Source organism: Marinobacter sp. PE14 (assembly GCF_053566155.1).
On sequence record NZ_JBQXNY010000004.1, the window covers coordinates 13103 to 31735 of the forward strand.

At 59.2% G+C, this 18633-nt stretch carries 16 protein-coding genes; 12 read left to right on the top strand and 4 right to left on the bottom strand.

Annotated elements, in window-relative coordinates; all coding sequences use genetic code 11:
* The first annotated feature begins 1 nt into the window (after position 1).
* From ACWJ62_RS13575 to ACWJ62_RS13600, 6 genes are read left to right on the top strand one after another with little or no spacing between them, the layout of a single operon-like run.
* On the top strand, positions 2-2206 hold the full coding sequence (locus ACWJ62_RS13575; RefSeq protein ID WP_449286671.1) for a molybdopterin cofactor-binding domain-containing protein: 2205 nt from the start codon (positions 2-4) through the stop codon (positions 2204-2206).
* Positions 2199-3194, top strand: a complete 996-nt coding sequence (locus ACWJ62_RS13580) for an XdhC family protein (protein WP_449286672.1) — start codon at positions 2199-2201, stop codon at positions 3192-3194. The genes ACWJ62_RS13575 and ACWJ62_RS13580 overlap by 8 nt, the downstream gene beginning before the upstream one ends.
* 49 nt (positions 3195-3243) lie before the next feature.
* Positions 3244-3870: a methylthioribulose 1-phosphate dehydratase gene (locus ACWJ62_RS13585; RefSeq protein ID WP_449286673.1), complete on the top strand. Its 627-nt coding sequence runs from the start codon at positions 3244-3246 to the stop codon at positions 3868-3870.
* Positions 3867-4427, top strand: a complete 561-nt coding sequence (locus tag ACWJ62_RS13590) for a 1,2-dihydroxy-3-keto-5-methylthiopentene dioxygenase (protein WP_449286674.1) — start codon at positions 3867-3869, stop codon at positions 4425-4427. The genes ACWJ62_RS13585 and ACWJ62_RS13590 overlap by 4 nt, the downstream gene beginning before the upstream one ends.
* Complete coding sequence (gene mtnC, locus ACWJ62_RS13595) at positions 4424-5116, top strand: acireductone synthase (protein ID WP_449286675.1); 693 nt, start codon at positions 4424-4426, stop codon at positions 5114-5116. The genes ACWJ62_RS13590 and mtnC overlap by 4 nt, the downstream gene beginning before the upstream one ends.
* Positions 5117-5152: 36 nt before the next feature.
* The gene (locus tag ACWJ62_RS13600; RefSeq protein ID WP_449286676.1) at positions 5153-6208 is read left to right on the top strand and encodes a DUF3080 domain-containing protein; all 1056 of its coding nucleotides are present in this window, start codon (positions 5153-5155) and stop codon (positions 6206-6208) included.
* A 7-nt stretch (positions 6209-6215) separates the two neighbouring features.
* Here the strand turns inward: ACWJ62_RS13600 and ACWJ62_RS13605 are convergent, their stop codons facing one another.
* From ACWJ62_RS13605 to arsC, 4 genes are read right to left on the bottom strand one after another with little or no spacing between them, the layout of a single operon-like run.
* Complete coding sequence (locus tag ACWJ62_RS13605) at positions 6216-8033, bottom strand: GspE/PulE family protein (protein WP_449286677.1); 1818 nt, start codon at positions 8031-8033, stop codon at positions 6216-6218.
* Positions 8034-8053: 20 nt separating this feature from the next.
* Positions 8054-8425 carry a DUF2069 domain-containing protein gene (locus tag ACWJ62_RS13610; protein ID WP_008172908.1) on the bottom strand — a complete coding sequence of 124 codons (372 nt, stop codon included), beginning with the start codon at positions 8423-8425 and terminating at the stop codon, positions 8054-8056.
* 57 nt (positions 8426-8482) lie between these two features.
* The gene (wrbA, locus tag ACWJ62_RS13615; protein WP_449286678.1) at positions 8483-9088 is read right to left on the bottom strand and encodes an NAD(P)H:quinone oxidoreductase; all 606 of its coding nucleotides are present in this window, start codon (positions 9086-9088) and stop codon (positions 8483-8485) included.
* A gap of 41 nt (positions 9089-9129) precedes the next feature.
* Positions 9130-9483, bottom strand: a complete 354-nt coding sequence (arsC, locus tag ACWJ62_RS13620; RefSeq protein ID WP_449286679.1) for an arsenate reductase (glutaredoxin) — start codon at positions 9481-9483, stop codon at positions 9130-9132.
* A gap of 68 nt (positions 9484-9551) precedes the next feature.
* On the opposite strand from arsC, the gene ACWJ62_RS13625 reads away from it, so the two are divergent.
* The 6 genes from ACWJ62_RS13625 to kdsA all read left to right on the top strand — a co-directional run bounded on the left by ACWJ62_RS13625 (position 9552) and on the right by kdsA (position 18538).
* Positions 9552-10019 (top strand): TlpA family protein disulfide reductase, encoded by a 468-nt coding sequence (locus ACWJ62_RS13625; protein ID WP_449286680.1) that lies wholly within the window; start codon positions 9552-9554, stop codon positions 10017-10019.
* Between the two features lie 45 nt (positions 10020-10064).
* Positions 10065-13547, top strand: coding sequence for a DNA polymerase III subunit alpha (gene dnaE, locus ACWJ62_RS13630; RefSeq protein ID WP_449286681.1), 3483 nt, complete (start codon positions 10065-10067; stop codon positions 13545-13547).
* Positions 13548-13687: 140 nt separating this feature from the next.
* Complete coding sequence (gene accA, locus ACWJ62_RS13635) at positions 13688-14641, top strand: acetyl-CoA carboxylase carboxyl transferase subunit alpha (RefSeq protein WP_449286682.1); 954 nt, start codon at positions 13688-13690, stop codon at positions 14639-14641.
* Positions 14625-15974, top strand: coding sequence for a tRNA lysidine(34) synthetase TilS (gene tilS, locus ACWJ62_RS13640; RefSeq protein ID WP_449286683.1), 1350 nt, complete (start codon positions 14625-14627; stop codon positions 15972-15974). Before accA ends, tilS begins: the two co-directional genes overlap by 17 nt.
* Positions 15975-16061: 87 nt before the next feature.
* Positions 16062-17690: a CTP synthase gene (locus tag ACWJ62_RS13645; protein ID WP_449286684.1), complete on the top strand. Its 1629-nt coding sequence runs from the start codon at positions 16062-16064 to the stop codon at positions 17688-17690.
* A 2-nt stretch (positions 17691-17692) separates the two neighbouring features.
* On the top strand, positions 17693-18538 hold the full coding sequence (gene kdsA, locus ACWJ62_RS13650; protein WP_449286685.1) for a 3-deoxy-8-phosphooctulonate synthase: 846 nt from the start codon (positions 17693-17695) through the stop codon (positions 18536-18538).
* Positions 18539-18633: the final 95 nt, after the last annotated feature.

An 18633-nucleotide genomic window follows, 5' to 3' on the forward strand; every position in this document is an offset into this window, starting at 1 on the left:
CATGGCGATGAACCGACGAAATTTCCTCAAGGTCAGTGCCGGTGCCTCCGGCAGTCTGATGGTTTCAATGACATTACCGGGCTGCGCGGGAATCCAGACGGGTTATGAGCCGGACACGGGCGAATGGCGTCCCGATGCCTGGCTGGAACTGACTGCCGATGATGAAGTCTTCTTCACCCTGGCCCGGGTCGAAATGGGGCAGGGCACCTACACCGGGTTGACCACACTGATTGCCGAGGAGCTGGAAATCCAGCCGGAGCGGATCACGCCACGCTTTGCACCGGTGGCGCCGGAGTATCGAAATCCTCTTTACAAGCTGCAGCTAACGGGCGGTAGCACCAGTGTTGCGACCAGCTGGGAGCCGCTTCGAACGGCCGGTGCGGAAGCCCGGCAAATGCTGGTTATGGCTGCAGCACGTGTATGGAACGTTGATGCAGCCGAATGTCGCGCCAGTGAAGGTCGAGTGGTGCACCCGAACGGTATCGATTCCATGGCTTATGGCCAGTTGGTTGAGTTGGCCGCTAAAGAAGTCGTGCGTGGTGAGATAGTCCTCAAGCCGCAGAGTGAATGGAAGTACATTGGCAAGCAACGGGGCAAACTGGATGCCCGAGCCAAGTCGACCGGAACCGCGGTTTACGGTATTGATGTGGATCTTCCGGACATGGTGTACGGGGTGATTTCACGATCACCCCGACGCGGCGGCCGGGTCCGGGACTTCAACGCTGATCAGGTCCGGGCAATGACGGGTGTGCTTGATGTATTTGAGATCGAGCGCGGCGTGGCCGTTGTTGCAGACAAATACTGGCGTGCCCTTAAAGCTCAGGACGCGCTCAAGATAGACTGGGATTTTTCGGATGCCGTGTCTCTGTCTACAGGCGACGTGTTCGATTCCTATCGCGCCGCAGCCGATGACGATCCCGGAGAGTCCGAGCGTAGTGAAGGCAGTTTTGCCAGTGCCATGGAGGAGGGCGACCGGGTAGTGGAGGCAGAGTACGCCCAGCCCTACCTGGCACACGCGACATTGGAGCCCATGAACGCCACGGCCTGGTACCGAGAGGACGGGATGGAGGTGTGGGCCCCCACACAGGCGCCGGACCTTGGCCGGATAGCAGCAGCCCGGGTGACCAATCTTGGGCCCGACGATATCACTATCAATACGACCTTTCTCGGCGGCGGTTTTGGCCGTCGACTGACTCAGGACTATGTTGAAGAAGCGGCGGCAGTGGCTTATCGGGTCGGACGGCCGGTTAAAGTCATCTGGTCCCGTGAAGAGGACACCCGTCACGATCTCTATCGCCCGGCAATGCTGCACCGCATGAAAGCGAGCTTCGTGGGCGGCGAGCTGACAGGCTGGCATCACCAGATCGTGGGCCCGCAAATTCTTGACTGGTACGTCCGTAATGCGGCGCCTGCCCAGTATCCCTGGGCTCCAAAGTTCATGTACGACACCCTGGGCGCTGTCGGGCTAATGGCCGAAGGCCTTGCGACGCCGAAGGACTTCTCCGCAATCGAGGGTGCCATCGAGTACCCCTACCGGGTGTCCAACGTTGATATCCGTCATACCCACACCGATCCCGGCATTCCGATTACCTGGTGGCGTTCAGTGGGCTTTTCCCACAACGGGTTTGCCGTCGAAACCTTCATGGACGAACTTGCCCATGAAGCCGGTGAGGATCCTTACCAGTTCCGTCGTCGTCTGATTTCCCATGAGCCAAGGCACCTGGAAGTGCTTGACCGGGTTGTCAGGCTGGCCGATTGGCAGTCGCCTGTGCCAGAGGGTCGGGCCCGGGGGCTCGCCCTGTTCCGGAGTTTCGGAACTTACGTTGCCCAGGTGGTGGAAGCCGGAATCGAGAATGGAGTCATCAGGGTATACAAGGTCACCTGTTCGGTGGACTGTGGCCAGGTCGTAAACCCCCGCATCGTGGAAGACCAGATCGAGGGCGGTATCCTGTTTGGTCTGACTGCAGCACTTTATGGAGAAATCACGTTCGAGAATGGCGAGGTCCAGCAGAGCAACTTCCACGACTACCCGCTAATGAGGCAGTACGAGCGTCCTGAAGTGCTGGTGGATATTGCTGCAAGCGGTGAGTTGCCGACCGGTGTCGGCGAGCCCGGCGTGCCGCCCGTGATCCCGGCCCTGGGTAATGCCCTGTTTGCGCTCAATGGAAAGCGGCAGCGCAGCCTGCCACTGAAAGCCGATGCCTGATTCAAGCGTCGCGTATTCGGTCGCTACCGGCCGCCAGACAGTGTTAGACAGAATGTCTCGCTGGCTGGCGGCCGGTCAGAGAGCCTGGCTTTGCACCATCGTGGACACCTGGGGCTCCTCGCCGCGCCCGGTCGGCTCCTGGTTGGCGATTGCAGAATCCGGTCACTGGAGCGGGTCGGTTTCCGGTGGCTGTCTGGAAGAAGATCTGCTCCGGCGAACAGCGGAAGACGGGCCGGACTATCCGGTCTTTGTTGATTATGGAATCACCGACGATGACCGGGATCATTTCCAGCTGCCATGCGGTGGCCGGATTCGGCTTCTGGTCGAACCCTTCCGGGGCCAGCCGGGTCTCGATCACGTTCAGGCGTTGGCGGGTGCCTTGCGTGATCGGGAACCCGTGGTTCGTCGCGTGCCAATAAACGGGGCTGCAAGCCTGGAGCATTCTGTCTCCCGGGAGGGTAACGCGGTCCACTTTGACGGCGAACAGCTCCTTCACGCCCTGCAGCCCGAGTGCCGGCTGCTGTTGATCGGTGCCGGCGAAGTTGCGCGTTACGTTTTCGAATTTGCGACAGCGGCGGATTTTGCGGTCACCCTCTGTGAGCCGAGGGAAGCCTTCGCCGCTGGCTGGAGTTTTGAAGAGATTCCCCTGGACCGGCGCCTGCCCGATGACCTGATTTCCACGCAGTTTGGCGACGCCTGGTCCGGTATTCTGGCCCTCGCTCATGATCCGCGTATCGACGATATGGGGTTGCTGGCAGCCCTTCACTCCAGAGCCTTTTACATCGGCGCCATGGGATCCCGAAGGACCTCGGAAGCCCGGCGGGAAAGGCTTGCCTCTCTGGGTCTCGAAAAAGATGCACTGGAACGCCTGCGAGCCCCCATTGGCGTCGATATTCCGAGCAAGACACCGGCAGAAATTGCTGTCTCCATTGTCGCCGATTTGATTGCCGCACGGCATCATTTGCGGGGCGCCGCTTCGTCCCTATAATGTCGCCCATGGGAGTGTCCCAAGCGCTCTGAAACCCGGGAGAGAACTCGTGTTTGATGTAACCCGATATGCCGTCGCCGCGGATGCGATTGTGGAAGCCGGGCGGTTCCTGTACCAGCAGGGTTGGTCGCCCGCAACCAGCAGTAACTATTCTGCCCGCATCGATGCCGAGCACATTGCCATTACCGTTTCGGGCCGTCACAAGGGCCAACTGGGATCGGGTGATGTCATGGTGGTCGATCTGGCTGGCCGGCCGGTACAGAGCGACTGTCGCTCCTCTGCAGAAACAAGGCTGCACACGGTGCTATATGAGGTCTTTCCCGAGGTGGGCGCGGTTTTGCACACCCACTCGGTGAAGGCAACGGTGCTAAGCCGTCTGCTTGAGCCCGGCCAGCCACTGGCGCTGGAAGGCTATGAGCTGCAGAAGGCGTTTACCGGCGTTGAGACCCACGAATCAGTCCTCACGATTCCGGTGTTTGAAAACACCCAGGACATCGACGCTTTGGCGGCGCACACTCGCGAATGGTTCCGGGAGCATCCGGAACAGCCAGGCTACCTGATTCGTGGCCATGGCCTGTATACCTGGGGCAAGACCATGGCCGATTGCCTGCGCCATGTCGAGGCCTTTGAATTCCTGTTTGAATGTGAGCTTGAAACCATGAGGGTTCGCCCATGACTACCCTGAGTATTTTCGACCAGAACCAGCCCGAAAAGGCACGCAAAGTGACCGAGAATTCTGAAGAAATACGGGAGCTTCTGGCCCGCCACGGTGTGCGCTATGAGCAGTGGCCAACGAAAGATCTGCCGTCTGATGCATCCCAGGAAGACATCCTTGAGGCCTACAGCGAGGAAGTTTCGAAACTGAAGCACGAATGTGGTTTTCAGACCGCGGATGTGATCAGCCTGAACCCGGACAATCCGCAGAAAGACGCGTTCCGTCAAAAGTTCCTGGATGAGCACACCCACAGTGAAGACGAAGTTCGTTTCTTTGTCCGTGGCCAGGGTCTGTTTTACCTGCACTTCGGCAACGAGGTTTTCGCCGTGCTGTGCCAGAAAAACGATCTGATCAGTGTGCCCGATGGCACTCGCCACTGGTTCGACATGGGCCCGGCACCGGCATTTACCTGCATCCGCCTGTTCACCAATCCCGAGGGCTGGGTGGCGGACTTTACCGGTGAAGACATCGCCGGTCGCTTGCCCCGCTACGAGGCGCTGGCAGGAGCGGCCGAATGATCCGGGTTGTGCTGACGGATATCGAAGGCACCACCAGCTCTATTTCGTTTGTGCACGATGTCCTGTTTCCCTATGCCAGCGAGCACCTGCCGCGTTTTGTCCGTGACCAGCATCAGGACATCCCGGCTGTGTCTGAGCAACTGGACGCAGTGGCCGAGGTTTCAGGCGTTGCGCGCGAGGATGTCGAAGGGCTGATCGAAGTGCTTGAAACCTGGATCAGGGAAGACCGCAAGGAAACCTCACTGAAGACGCTGCAGGGCATGGTCTGGGAGCAGGGATACCAGCAGGGAGAGCTGAAAGGGCATATCTACGCTGACGCAGCCGACTACCTTCAACGCTGGCATGATCGGGGTCTGCGTTTGTTCGTATACTCATCAGGTTCGGTGAAAGCCCAGAAGTTGATTTTCGGTTTTACCACGGAAGGCGACTTTACGCCGTTTTTCTCGGGCTATTTCGATACCCGTATCGGGGGCAAGAAAGAGACAGTTTCATACCGGAATATTCTGTCTGAGTTGGGCGTCGAGGCCTGCTCGGTGCTGTTCTTGTCTGATGTCGAAGCCGAACTGGAGGCAGCCGAGGAAGCCGGAATGCAAACTGCCTGGCTTGTTCGCGAGGGAGATCTGCCGGAAACCGAACGTTTCATTGCCCGTGATTTTGCGGAGGTCGATACCTTGCTGCAAAAGCGCTAGGCCCACGGCTGTTTAACGCCATCGCAGGAGGAATGAATGCCCGGAACCGGATTTTGCAGAGTCTTTGCGCCGGTTCTCGCCGTGCTTCTCGCCGGTTGCGACCCGTTCTCGGATGCTCGTCCCATGATGGACGAGTACGTCGAGCGGGTGGCCCGGGTGTTGGAAACCGATCCCGAGTTTTCTGACATTCCCTCCGCCAGCCAGCTTCCTCGCCGTCGCGACCGGGTGCTGACCATGCCCGAGCTGGACATGGGGATGCTCGATTTTCTCTCGCTCTACGGTTGTGAGCTCCAGTACGTTGTTGGTGAGAAAAACTCGGTGATGGGGCGGGTGATGCAACCCCTGAACCGCCTTCGCTATGAAATCCGGTTTATCGAAGCGGCCAGGGACTGTCTGCCGGACATAGAGGATGAAGAATTTGCCGAAGAGCTTGCCGGTGGTATCGACAGCAAGCTTGAATCCCTGCCCATCGCCATCTGGAATGCCACCTGGGGCGTCGAAGAAATCGAAAAGCTGTTTACCCTGGCCAAGGGCTACTATCCCGTCGCGCCAGAGGGCAATCCCGTGTCTGATCTCGCCCTTGATATCGACAGCCTGAACGCAGCAGTGGCCCGTTTGTACTCTGAGGATCTGGCGGTTTCTCTCGACTTTGCCGGCGACGTTCATCAGCGCTGGCAGGCGGAATACCGGGCCGGCCAGTTAATCAACAGTGCGCTCCTTCTGACCGCAAGGCTGAAGGACGGGACGGCATTGCTCAAGCAAAGAATTGAAGGCAAGCCTCTGTGTATTAACGGCAAGCCCAACAACCAGTCGGATATTGTTCAGAGTATGTTCTTCAGTGTGTACATCGAAAAGATCCAGCCCTATATGAGCACTGTGACTCAGGGGCGGGTGGCGCTCATCGAGTCGTTCGAGCAGTTGGCGGAAATGCAGCGGGCGGTCATGCCAGAAAGTTTCACCGGCTGGTATGACCGGCACCTTGCACAGAGCGCCGAGGCCAGCCTGTGGCGGGAACTCGACGTGGCCATGATGGCGCACACCAAGGCCTGGCAGGAGTTACTGGGCCAGTGCGGATTGCGCCCAGGCGCCTGACCCCGGTTCACCGCTGGCTTTCGGGCGTTACCCTTAAAATTTCCTCGACAGTAGTCTGGCCTGCAGCTACTTTTTGCGCGCCACTGAGGCGCAGTGACTTCATGCCTTCCTTGTAGGCATCCAGTCTGAGCTGCTCCAGCTCGCAATGGTCGGTAATCTGTCTGAGCAATGCGCCAGATAACGTCATGATTTCATATACGCCCGCCCGCCCAAGATAACCGGTGTTCCGGCATTCCAGGCATCCCACAGGTTGGTAGAACTGCTTGGGAACGGGCGCTTTCCAGGGCCGGGTGAGGGTTTGCCAGGCCTGTTCATCAGCAGGGCCAGGGGATTTGCAGTGAGGGCAGAGCGTTCGGGCAAGCCGTTGTGCCATGACGCCCAGTACCGTTGCCCGAATCAGGTAAGGCGGAATGCCCAGTTCCATCATCCGGGTGATCGCACTCGGGGCGTCGTTGGTATGCAGGGTCGATAGCACCAGGTGGCCTGTCAGGGCAGCCTGCACGGCCATTTCCGCCGTTTCCAGGTCGCGGATCTCGCCGATCATGATGATATCCGGGTCCTGACGCAGCAGCGCCCGTACGCCGGCTGCAAAGGTCAGGTCGATATTGGTCTGAACCTGCATCTGGTTGAATGCCGGTTCCACCATCTCGATGGGGTCCTCAATGGTGCAGACGTTGAGCTCGGGCGAGGCAATCTGTTTCAGGGTCGAATACAGGGTTGTGGTTTTGCCGGACCCGGTTGGCCCAGTCACCAGAACGATACCATGGGGGCGGGAAGTAATTTCCTGCCAACGCTGGCGGTCTTCCTTGCCGAATCCCAGTTGCTCGTAGGACTTCAAAAGCACGTCTGGATCAAAGATCCGCATGACCATCTTTTCACCAAAGGCAGTCGGCATGGTGGCCAGACGCAGTTCCACCTCCCGGTTATCGGGTTTGCGGGTCTTGATGCGACCGTCCTGGGGGCGGCGTTTTTCCGCCACATTCAGGCGACCGAGGATCTTGAGGCGACTGGTCACCGCCACGCCCACATGCTCGGGGAACTCATAAACGTTGTGCAGCACGCCGTCGATCCGGAACCGGACCTGGGTGACCGTGCGGCGGGGCTCGATGTGAATATCCGAGGCGCGCTGGTCGAAGGCGTACTGAAGCAACCAATCGACAATCTTGACGACGTGCTGGTCATTGGCGTCCGGGTGTTCGCTGGCGCCAAGATCGAGCAGCTGCTCGAAATTCTGGTTGCCGGCAACACCCGGGCCCTGGCTGCCGCTGGCCTTGCTGACGGAATTGGCGAGTTGGTAGAACTCTACTGTGTACCGGCGGATATCCTCGGGATTGGCGACAACGCGCCGGATATCCTTGCGGACGGCCTGTTGAAGGTTCTGCACCCAATCGCTCTTGAAAGGCTCCGTGCTGGCGACAAGCACCTCGTCGGCGCCGATCTCAACCGCCAGGATGCCATGGCGCTGGGCGAAGGCGTAAGACATCACCCGGGCAATGGCGGGTGTGTCGATCTTGAGGGGATCAATATGGTAGTAGGATTGCCCCGCCCAGTCGGCCAACCAGTGGGTCAGCCGATCCAGATCCAGGGTGCGACCGCTCTTATGACTGGTCAACGCGGCAATCGCCACCAGCTCCAGCGGATGGCGCTTGCCTTTCTGTCCGTCGCCGGTTGCCGCGCCCAGGTTGGCCGACAGTACCCTCTCGGCATCTTCCTGGCTGATTTCCCCGCTGGTAACAAGCGCGGTGCAAACATCTCTCAGGGTCAGGGTACTTCTGGGCGGCGCTGGTGGCCGCTGCACCGTTCCGGAGTTGCTTGTTTCAGCCATAAAGGGTCAGTTCCAGGTGTTCAGGGTGTGTTTCCGTCTGCCACCGGCCGGTTCACCTTCAGGTGAATCATGGCAACAGTGAACAACAGGAAGGTCAGTACCGTCAAAATGACCGGCCCCGGGGCGCCTTCGCTCAGCCATGCCGAAACAACGGCCTGAGTGAAGTAGAAGATCACCACGAAGGACATCCAGATATAGCCCCGATTGTGACCGCGAAAGACCGTGACCGCAAAGGGCAGAAGCGGAACCAGTTTCACCGCCAGCATCAAGGGTATTGAGACGCCCTCAACGGGAGCCGGGTAGAACGTGGTAATCAGTAGGGTGGCAAGCACGCCGATATAAAGGGCGATCGTCGCCCGCACAGTAATACGGGCCTTCGGGTTGTTCAGCATAGTGTGTTCCGGAATCGATAAATGTAGAGCAAAGTACGTCCCGCACCCGGGCGCGTATCAGTCAGCGAGCTTCAGCGCCAGTCGCGCCAGACGCTCCCCAAAGGCCTGGCACAGGGCTTTCTCATGCGTGCTCAGTGGTTGCTGTTCACCGGTACCGGCCCAGTGGGTAGGGCCGTAGGGCGTGCCACCGGTGTCCGTTTCGCCGAGACTCTTCTCCGAGTAAGGCAGGCCGCAGACGACCATGCCATGATGTAGCAGCGGCATCATCATGGTCATCAGTGTCGTTTCCTGTCCGCCATGGAGGCTCCCGGTAGAGGTAAAGGCGCCCGCCGGTTTGCCTTCAAGGGTGCCGCTCAGCCAGAGATCGCCGGTGCTGTCCAGGAAATGCTTCAGGGGCGCCGCCATGTTGCCAAAGCGGGTGGGGCTGCCGATAGCGAGGCCGGCGCAATTTGCAAGATCGGATTTGCTGGCATAGGGCGCTCCCGAGTCCGGCACTGCCGGCAGGGACGCTTCGGTATCCGGTGAAACCGGCGCTACCGCCCTCAGCCTGGCTTCAATGCCTGCCACTCGGGCCACGCCTCGGCCGATCTGGCTGGCCAACTCCGCCGTCTGGCCGGTGCGGCTATAAAAAAGCACGAGAACATACGGCAATTGCTCGGACATTGTCAGCGATCCTTCTGATCTGACGGGGGAAGTTTTCGGGCTTAAAGAATCGAAAGAACGTTTTCCGGTGGGCGACCAAGGGCTGCTTTGCCGTTGGCGATCACAATCGGTCGTTCAATCAGTTTCGGTGTCGCTACCATGGCCGCGATTAACTGCTCATCACTGAGGTCGGGGTTGCTCAGGTCCTGTTCTTTATACTCTTTTTCTTTTTTGCGCATCAGTTCGCGAGGACGCAGATCCAGGGCATTCAGGATATCCTTGAGCTCCTGCTCTGTCGGTGGTGTTTCCAGGTAGCGTATAATCTCAGGCTCAACTCCCCGTTCGGTAAGCAGTTCAAGGGTTTGGCGGGATTTCGAGCAGCGAGGGTTGTGGAAAATCCGGGTTGGTTCTGTCATCTTCGTGCCTGATTGTCTGAATGGAGTCCACGATTTCTGTGGCCGGTAGTCTAACAGGAGGTTTTCCAGTGCAGTACCCTGATTCTGTCCGTGGGCGCTCTGGCCTGCATGTTCTGGCCGTGGCGCTACTCATTCTGCTGATGTCCGGCTGTCAGAAAATCGAGCTTGAGAGGGCAGAAGGCACAAAACTGAACTGGAACACCTTGCGCGGCCAGTGGGTGCTGGTTAACTACTGGGCGGAATGGTGCAAGCCGTGCCTAGAGGAAATTCCCGAGCTCAATGAGCTGGACAAGGCGCCCGACATTACCGTACTCGCCGTCAATTTTGATGGGGTGCAGGGCGACGCACTGGTCGAACTGGGCGAGCGTATGGGCATTGAATTTACCATGCTGGCGGACGATCCGGGGCCGGGGTTTGGCTGGAAGCTACCAGTCGCGCTGCCTGCCACTTTCCTGGTTAATCCGAGCGGCGACCTGGTCGAGACCCGTTTTGGACCCCAGACCGAAGAAGAACTCCGGGCCGTAATCGGCGGTTGAGACCGCTGCCCTAACTGAATTACACAGCAGGAATAACCTGACGTTATGTCGCAGACTTTTGTACACCTCCGTGTCCATTCCGAGTACTCCATGGTGGATGGCCTAGTCAGGGTTAAACCGCTGATCAGCCGTGTTGCCGAGCTGGGCATGCCGGCTGTTGGCCTGACCGAGCAATCCAACATGTGCTCGCTGGTACGCTTTTACAAGACGGCCATGGGCGCGGGCGTCAAACCCATCATTGGCGCCGATCTGTGGCTGGAAAATCCGGACGAGCCCGAGAACCCGTTCCGGCTCACGCTTTTGGCGCGAGATAATGATGGTTATCTCAACCTCACCGAAATCATTTCCCTGGGTTATACCGAAGGGCAGCGATTTGGCAAACCAATCATCCAGCGCAAGTGGCTTGAGGCGAGGGCGAACGGTTTGATTGCGCTCTCTGGCTCGAAAATGGGCGATGTGGGTAAGGCTTTGATGGCGGGCAAACCGGATTTGGCCCGCGAGCGGGCCCGTTACTGGATGGATTTGTACCCTGACAGCTACTACCTCGAGTTACAGCGCACAGGCCGCCCCGGAGACGAGGACTGCCTGCACCTGAGTGTTGAGCTGGCCGGTGCCCTTGGCCTCCCGGTGGTTGCCACCAACGACGTCCACTTCCTCGAGGCGGATGACTTTGAGGCTCACGAGGCCAGGGTCTGTATCGGTGAGAGCCGCACCCTGGATGACCCGCGCCGTGATCGCCGGTTCAGTGACCAGCAGTATCTGCGCAGCGCCGATGAGATGATCGAGCTGTTCAGCGACATTCCGGAAGCGATCGAGAACACCTTGGAGATTGCCCGGCGCTGCTCGGTGAAGGTTCGGATGGGCGAGTACTTCCTGCCCAATTACCCGATTCCCGATGGCATGACCATGGACGAGTATTTCCGGAAGGTCTCCGAGGAGGGTCTGGAAGACCGGCTGGCCAAGACCCTCAGCAAGGACGATCCGGAATACGATGCCAAGCGCGAGGCCTACTACAAGCGCCTGAACTTCGAGCTGGACATCATCATCCAGATGGGGTTCCCGGGCTACTTCCTGATCGTGATGGACTTCATCAAGTGGGCCAAGAATAACGGTGTTCCCGTGGGGCCGGGCCGGGGCTCCGGTGCCGGCTCGCTGGTGGCCTACGCCCAGTTGATTACCGATCTGGACCCCCTGGAATACGACCTGCTGTTTGAGCGGTTCCTCAATCCGGAACGGGTCTCCATGCCCGACTTCGACGTCGACTTCTGTATGGAAGGCCGGGATCGGGTGATTGAGTACACCGCCCAGAAATACGGACGAGAGGCGGTGTCGCAGATCATTACCTTCGGCACCATGGCCGCGAAGGCGGTTGTGCGCGACGTTGCCCGGGTGCAGGGCAAATCCTACGGCCTCGCCGACAAGCTTTCCAAGATGATCCCCTTCGAACCAGGCATGACCCTGGAGAAAGCCCTGGAGCAGGAACCACAGCTGGTAGAGTTTCTCGAGAACGACGAGGAAGCCCAGGAAATCTGGGAAATGGCCCTGAAGCTGGAGGGTGTGTGCCGGAACGCGGGTAAGCACGCCGGTGGTGTGGTGATCGCGCCTACCAAGATCACCGATTTTTCCCCCCTGTACTGCGACGATGAGGGCGGAAGCCTGGTGACCCAGTTCGACAAGGGCGACGTGGAAGACGCCGGGCTGGTGAAGTTCGACTTCCTGGGCCTGCGGACGCTCACGATCATCAAGTGGGCGCTGAACATGATCAATCCGCGCCGGGAAAAGAAGGGCATGCGGTCGCTCGACATCAACGAGATTCCGCTGGATGACGTGCCCTCGTTCGACATGCTCAAGAAAGCGGAAACCACGGCGGTCTTCCAGCTGGAATCCCGGGGCATGAAAGACCTGATTCGCCGTCTCCAGCCGGACTCCCTGGAAGACATGATCGCCCTCGTGGCCCTGTTCCGGCCGGGGCCGCTGCAATCGGGCATGGTGGATGATTTTATCGACCGTAAGCACGGTCGCCAGCCGATGTCCTTCCCGCATCCGGATTATCAGTATGAGGGCCTCAAGCCGGTCCTGGAGCCCACCTACGGGGTTATCCTGTACCAGGAGCAGGTCATGCAGATCGCCCAGGTGATGGCGGGTTATAGCCTCGGTAACGCTGATATGTTGCGCCGGGCCATGGGCAAGAAAAAACCTGAAGAAATGGCCAAGCAGAAGCAGTTTTTCCTGGATGGCTGTGAGCAGAACGGGATCAATACCACCCTGGCCGAAAACATCTTTGACCTGGTGGAAAAATTTGCGGGTTACGGCTTCAATAAATCCCACTCGGCCGCCTACGCACTGGTGTCCTACCAGACCCTCTGGCTGAAAGCCCACTACCCGGCGGAATTCATGGCCGCGGTACTGACCGCCGATATGCAGAACACCGACAAGGTGGTCACGCTGGTGGAAGAGTGCCGGAATATGAAGCTGGATCTTCTGGTGCCTGACGTCAGTCGTTCGGAATACACCTTCACCGTCAACGACGAGGGTCAGATTGTCTATGGCCTGGGGGCAATCAAGGGGCTGGGTGAGGGCCCGATCCAGAGCATCGTCGAAGGGCGTGGTGATGGCGAGCCCTATCAGGATATTTTCGATTTTTGCCGACGCATTGACCTGAAAAAGGTCAACAAGCGCGCCATGGAAGCGCTGATCCGGTGCGGCGCCATGGATAAGCTTGGCGCCAGCCGGGCTCAATTGATGGCCAGCATCGATAAGGCCGTTCAACAGGCCGGCCAGCAATCCCGGAACGAATCCGTTGGCATGATGGATATGTTCGGTGAAATGCTCGAGGCGGGCGACGGTGGCGACCCCTACGAGGACGTGGCCGGTGTGCGCGAGTGGCCTGAGAAGCAGCGGCTGAAGGGTGAGAAAGACACGCTGGGGCTGTACCTGACCGGCCACCCGTTTGATGAATATGAGAAAGAGGTTCGTCGGTTTGTCCGGTCCTCCATTGCCGATCTCAAGCCGAACAAGTCTCCCCAGCGGGTCGCCGGGTTGGTGGTTGCCCAGCGCACCATGAAAACCCGCACCGGCTCCACCATGTGTTTCATTACGCTGGACGACAGGAGCGCCCGGATAGAGGCGACCCTGTTCTCGGAAGCCTTCTTTGAAAATCGGGAGCTGTTGCAGTCCGACCAGGTGATTGTGGTGGAAGGGCAGGTCAGCCATGACGACTATTCCGGCCAGATGAAGATGCGCGTGAGCTCGGTGATGGATGTGGCGAGCGCTCGCCAGCAGTTCAGCCGCGGACTGAAGCTGAATCTGCACGCGGATCAGCTACAGAACGGACTTCTGGAGAAACTGGACACCACCCTCAGGCCGTTCCGGTGTGAGGGCAGCCCGGTCTGGATTGAGTACAGCAGCCCCGAGGCGTCAACCCGGATCGAGCTGGGTGAGTCCTGGCGGGTGCAGCCGGATGACAACCTGCTGCTGGAGCTACGTTACCTCGTAGGCGACCAGTCGGTAGAACTGGTCTATGATTGAGTAAGCTGAAAATTAAAAGTTTGTCAGATAGCGGACTCATACCAATGTCCGCTTTAGCCACTGACCGGGCGCTGCTATCTTTGTGTCAAATTCTGGTTTGGCGGAGCATTTTCCCGCCTGGCAAAAAATGATGGAACATCATGAACCCTAACTATCTGGATTTCGAACAGCCAATCGCCGACCTGGAAGCCAAGATTGAAGAGCTTCGGATGGTTGGCAATGACACCGACATCAATATCACCGACGAGATCACCCGGCTGAAGAAAAAGAGCGTCAGCCTCACAGAGAGCATTTTCTCCGATCTCAAGCCCTGGGACGTCGCGCGACTGGCCCGTCACCCCCGCAGGCCATACACCCTGGACTACATCGAATCCATGTTTGAGGATTTCGATGAACTGCACGGCGACCGCCGTTACGCAGACGACCTGGCCATCGTGGGCGGCACTGCCCGGCTGGACGACAAGCCGGTGATGGTGATTGGTCATCAGAAGGGCCGGGAAGTGCGGGACAAGGTCAAGCGTAACTTCGGCATGCCGCGCCCTGAGGGCTATCGCAAGGCCCTGCGCCTGATGGAAATGGCCGAGCGGTTCAAGATGCCTATTCTCACGTTCATCGACACGCCGGGTGCCTATCCTGGCATTGGTGCGGAAGAGCGGGGCCAGAGCGAGGCCATTGCCTTCAACCTGGCCGTGATGTCCCGACTCAAGACGCCCATTATTTCCACGGTGATCGGTGAGGGCGGTTCCGGTGGCGCGCTGGCCATCGGTGTCTGTGACCAGCTGAACATGTTGCAGTACTCCACCTACGCGGTTATTTCTCCAGAGGGCTGTGCTTCGATCCTGTGGAAGAGTGCCGAATACGCCGCCCAGGCCGCGGAGGCCATGGGTGTTACGGCTGACCGGCTCAGAGATCTGGGGCTGGCGGATAACGTGGTAACCGAGCCTCTCGGCGGTGCACACCGCAACCCCGAAAAAATGTCGGAATCCCTCAAGGAGGTTCTGGCAAAGGGTGTCGCTGAACTCAGCCGCCTGCCACTGGATGAGCTGGTATCCCGCCGCTACGAGCGGCTGACCCGCTATGACACCGGGCGCTGAGCCCGTCTCCGGATTCCACTGGCCGGAGGCCCTGTGTGCCCCGGTCAGAGAACTCCCTGATCACACCCGCCTTTGGGTCGCCCTGAGCGGCGGCCTCGATTCCACCCTGCTATTGCATCTGGCAACTTACTGTCATGGTCGACCCGGCGCTGTCCGGGCGATCCATATCAATCATCAGCTTCAACCCAACGCATCGGATACCGAGTCATTCTGTCGCGATGAATGTGAGCGACTGGGCGTGCCGCTGGTGGTTGAGCGGGTAACCGTCGATGGCGGGGGTAGCGCGGGTGCGGGCATTGAGGAAGCCGCACGCAAGGTCCGCTATGCCGCCCTCGAGGCTCTGGTCGGGCGGGGCGACCTAGTTCTGATGGCTCACCATGGGGATGACCAGGCTGAAACGGTCCTGTTCCGAATGTTCAGGGGCAGCGGTGTCGCCGGGCTGGCGGGCATGCCGGCCCGGCGTGCGCTGGGCCCCGCGACCCTCGTCCGGCCTTTGCTCGGGTTTGAGAGGGCCGAACTCGAGCGCTGGGCGGGGGTCGCCGGTCTGTCATGGATTGATGATCCCAGCAATACCGACCAGCGATTTGACCGGAATTTCCTGCGTCACACTGTGTTGCCGCTCTTGCGGGAGCGTTGGTCGGGGTTGAATCGCAGGCTGCGGCACACGGCGGAGTCCTGTGCCGAGAGCGAAGCGCTGAACCGCAAGCTGGCCGCTTTGCAGTGGCAGGCTGTAGGCGGCGACCGGGACCGTCTCCCCGTTGATGGCCTGAAAACGCTGCCTCTGGCGGAGCAGAAGAATCTGATCCGCTGGTGGGCACGGGAGCGCGGGTTTCATGCGCCCACTCCAGGTGACTGGCAGCAGGTCATTCGGGACCTGCTGTTTGCCGCAGAGGATCGGGAGCCGGAGTTCCGGTCCGACGGCTTCAGTCTGCGCCGTTTTCAGGGCGATCTTTGCCTGGTTCCTGACCGCGGCCCGTTACCGGACGTTCCGGTCGCTCTGGAACCGGGTGGCATTGTGGAGTGGGGAGAATGGTCCCTCAGGTTGGAAGCTGTCGCTACCCCGGAACGGCCGTTGCCGCCAATACGGATATTTACGAGGCAGGGCGGCGAGCGGGTCCGTTTCCGTCCCGATGGGCCGTCCCGTTCGCTCAAGAAATGGCTGCAGGAAGTCGGCGCTCCACCGTGGGAAAGGGCCCGTCTGCCGCTGGTTTTCGCCGGTTTCGGGGAGGCCGCGGAGCTCGTTGCCATTGGCGATTTATGGTGTTCTGAACAATACTCGGGAGGCGCCCATGCCGCCGGTTGGCGGCTGGTCGTAGAGCGGGAATGTGATTGAGTCAATGGGGCCTTTCTGGTAGTCTGGCGTCCCATCTTGAGATGACAATCTCCCTCCTTCACCGAACCAGACAATCACGGAATCTGCATGACGCGTTATATTTTCGTCACCGGCGGTGTCGTGTCCTCCTTGGGGAAAGGTATCGCATCAGCCTCTTTGGCTGCGATCCTCGAGGCACGCGGCCTGAAGGTCACAATTCTCAAGCTGGACCCGTACATCAACGTGGACCCCGGCACCATGAGCCCGTTCCAGCACGGTGAGGTTTTTGTCACCGAGGATGGCGCGGAAACAGACCTCGATCTGGGCCACTATGAGCGCTTCATCCGCTCCCCGATGAGCAAGCGCAACAACTTCACCACCGGTCGGGTGTACGAGGAAGTGATCCGCAAGGAGCGCCGTGGCGACTACCTGGGCGGAACTGTGCAGGTAATCCCCCACATCACTGACGAGATCAAGCGGCGGGTCGTTGAAGGTGCTGCTGGCGCCGACGTAGCGCTGATCGAGATTGGTGGAACGGTAGGCGATATTGAATCCCTGCCGTTCCTCGAAGCCTGCCGCCAACTGAAAGTGGAAGTCGGCCCCCAGCGTGCACTTTTCATGCACCTGACCCTGGTTCCCTACATTGCCACTGCGGGCGAGATCAAGACCAAGCCCACCCAGCACTCGGTCAAGGAAATGCGCTCTATCGGTCTGCAGCCGGATATCCTGCTGTGCCGCTCCGAGCACGAGGTGGACGCCAGTTCACGTCGCAAGATTGCCCTGTTTACCAACGTCGAAGAGCGGGCGGTTATTCCTCTCCAGGATGCCAAATCCATTTACGCCATTCCGCGAATGCTCTATGAGCATGGCCTGGATCAGCTCGTCATCGAACGATTCGGTCTGGATGCCCGTCCTGCGGATCTCAGTGAGTGGGACAACGTTGTTGAATCACTGATGAATCCCGAGCAGGAAGTGACCATTGCCATGGTTGGCAAGTACATGGAGCTTCTTGACGCCTACAAGTCCCTCATCGAATCCTTGCTGCACGCCGGCATCAAGACCCGCACCAAGGTCAATATCAACTACATCGATTCCGAAGACATCGAGCGTGATGGCACCGGTGCGCTGGCCAGTGCCGACGCGATTCTGGTGCCGGGCGGTTTCGGTGAGCGCGGCGTGGAAGGCAAGATCCGCACGGTTCAGTATGCCCGTGAGAACAAGGTGCCTTACCTCGGTATTTGCCTGGGTATGCAGGTTGCTGTTATTGAATACGCCCGGAACGTGGCAGGTCTTACCGACGCTCACAGCACAGAATTCCGCGAGCACACGCCGGAGCCGGTGGTGGGCCTGATCACCGAATGGCTGGATTCCACCGGAGAGCGTGAAGAGCGTACAGAAGAATCTGATCTTGGCGGGACCATGCGTCTTGGTGCCCAGGACTGCGTGCTTACCGAAGGCTCGACCATTGCCAACTGCTATGGCAGGAAAACCATTCGCGAGCGTCATCGCCATCGTTACGAGGTGAACAACCACTTCCTGCCAAAGTTGGAAGAGGCCGGTCTGCAGATTTCAGGGCGTTCGACCGATGGCCGTTTGGTAGAAGTGGTTGAAGCGCCGGATCATCCCTGGTTTGTCGCCTGTCAGTTCCATCCGGAATTTACCTCCACGCCCCGGGACGGCCATCCGCTGTTCAAGGGCTTTGTTGAGGCAGCACTGGCCTGCAAGAAAGGATCCTGAGCATGGCGCAGAGCACCGTAAACGTTTCGGGAATCGACGTCGCCAACGACAAGCCGTTTGTGCTCTTTGGTGGCATGAACGTCCTCGAGTCGCCGGAGCTGGCCATGGAGGTTGCCGAGGCCTACGTTGAGGCCACCGGCAAGCTGGGTATTCCCTACGTTTTCAAGGCGTCGTTTGATAAGGCCAACCGCTCGTCGGTGAATTCGTTTCGTGGTCCTGGCCTTGATAAAGGGCTGCAGATTTTGGCGGACATCAAAAGAAAGTTTGGTGTTCCCATTATTTCGGACGTCCACGAGCCGGCCCAGGCCGCTCCGGCAGCGGAGGTGTGCGACATCATCCAGTTGCCGGCTTTCCTGAGCCGCCAGACGGACCTGGTGGTCGCCATGGCGAAAACCGGTGCAGTGATCAACATCAAGAAAGCCCAGTTCCTGGCTCCCCAGGAAATGAAGCACATCATCACCAAGTGCGAGGAAGCCGGCAACGATAAGGTGATCCTGTGTGAGCGGGGCAGCAGCTTCGGTTACAACAACCTGGTCGTCGACATGCTGGGCTTTGGCATCATGAAAGCCATGAACGTACCGGTGATGTTCGACGTGACCCACTCCCTGCAGATGCCGGGCGGAAGAGCGGATTCCGCCGGTGGCCGACGTGCCCAGGTGACGGATCTGGCTTTGGCAGGTATGTCCCAGGGCCTGGCCGGCCTGTTCCTGGAAGCCCACCCTGACCCGGACAAGGCCAAATGCGATGGCCCCTGCGCTTTGCGGCTCAGTCAGTTGGAGCCCTTCCTGCAGCGGGTGAAAGCTGTGGATGATCTGGTAAAAAGTTTTAAACCTATCGACACCGCCTGATTGGCGGTGTTGGCGTTTTACGCGGACTATGGGAGCGAGCGGGAACGGCCCTGCGAAAATGTAGAGGGCCATGGATGGCCCGAAACAAGCGCACA

Bases quoted from the DNA above. Each gene is read 5' to 3' on its own strand.
- tilS (WP_449286683.1), top strand. From the start codon at position 14,625: ATGACACCGGGCGCTGAGCCCGTCTCCGGATTCCACTGGCCGGAGGCC.
- ACWJ62_RS13575 (WP_449286671.1), top strand. From the start codon at position 2: ATGGCGATGAACCGACGAAATTTCCTCAAGGTCAGTGCCGGTGCCTCC.
- accA (WP_449286682.1), top strand. From the start codon at position 13,688: ATGAACCCTAACTATCTGGATTTCGAACAGCCAATCGCCGACCTGGAA.
- mtnC (WP_449286675.1), top strand. From the start codon at position 4,424: ATGATCCGGGTTGTGCTGACGGATATCGAAGGCACCACCAGCTCTATT.
- ACWJ62_RS13610 (WP_008172908.1), bottom strand. From the start codon at position 8,425: ATGCTGAACAACCCGAAGGCCCGTATTACTGTGCGGGCGACGATCGCC.
- kdsA (WP_449286685.1), top strand. From the start codon at position 17,693: ATGGCGCAGAGCACCGTAAACGTTTCGGGAATCGACGTCGCCAACGAC.
- ACWJ62_RS13580 (WP_449286672.1), top strand. From the start codon at position 2,199: ATGCCTGATTCAAGCGTCGCGTATTCGGTCGCTACCGGCCGCCAGACA.
- arsC (WP_449286679.1), bottom strand. From the start codon at position 9,483: ATGACAGAACCAACCCGGATTTTCCACAACCCTCGCTGCTCGAAATCC.
- wrbA (WP_449286678.1), bottom strand. From the start codon at position 9,088: ATGTCCGAGCAATTGCCGTATGTTCTCGTGCTTTTTTATAGCCGCACC.
- ACWJ62_RS13645 (WP_449286684.1), top strand. From the start codon at position 16,062: ATGACGCGTTATATTTTCGTCACCGGCGGTGTCGTGTCCTCCTTGGGG.
- dnaE (WP_449286681.1), top strand. From the start codon at position 10,065: ATGTCGCAGACTTTTGTACACCTCCGTGTCCATTCCGAGTACTCCATG.
- ACWJ62_RS13600 (WP_449286676.1), top strand. From the start codon at position 5,153: ATGCCCGGAACCGGATTTTGCAGAGTCTTTGCGCCGGTTCTCGCCGTG.
- ACWJ62_RS13605 (WP_449286677.1), bottom strand. From the start codon at position 8,033: ATGGCTGAAACAAGCAACTCCGGAACGGTGCAGCGGCCACCAGCGCCG.
- ACWJ62_RS13590 (WP_449286674.1), top strand. From the start codon at position 3,867: ATGACTACCCTGAGTATTTTCGACCAGAACCAGCCCGAAAAGGCACGC.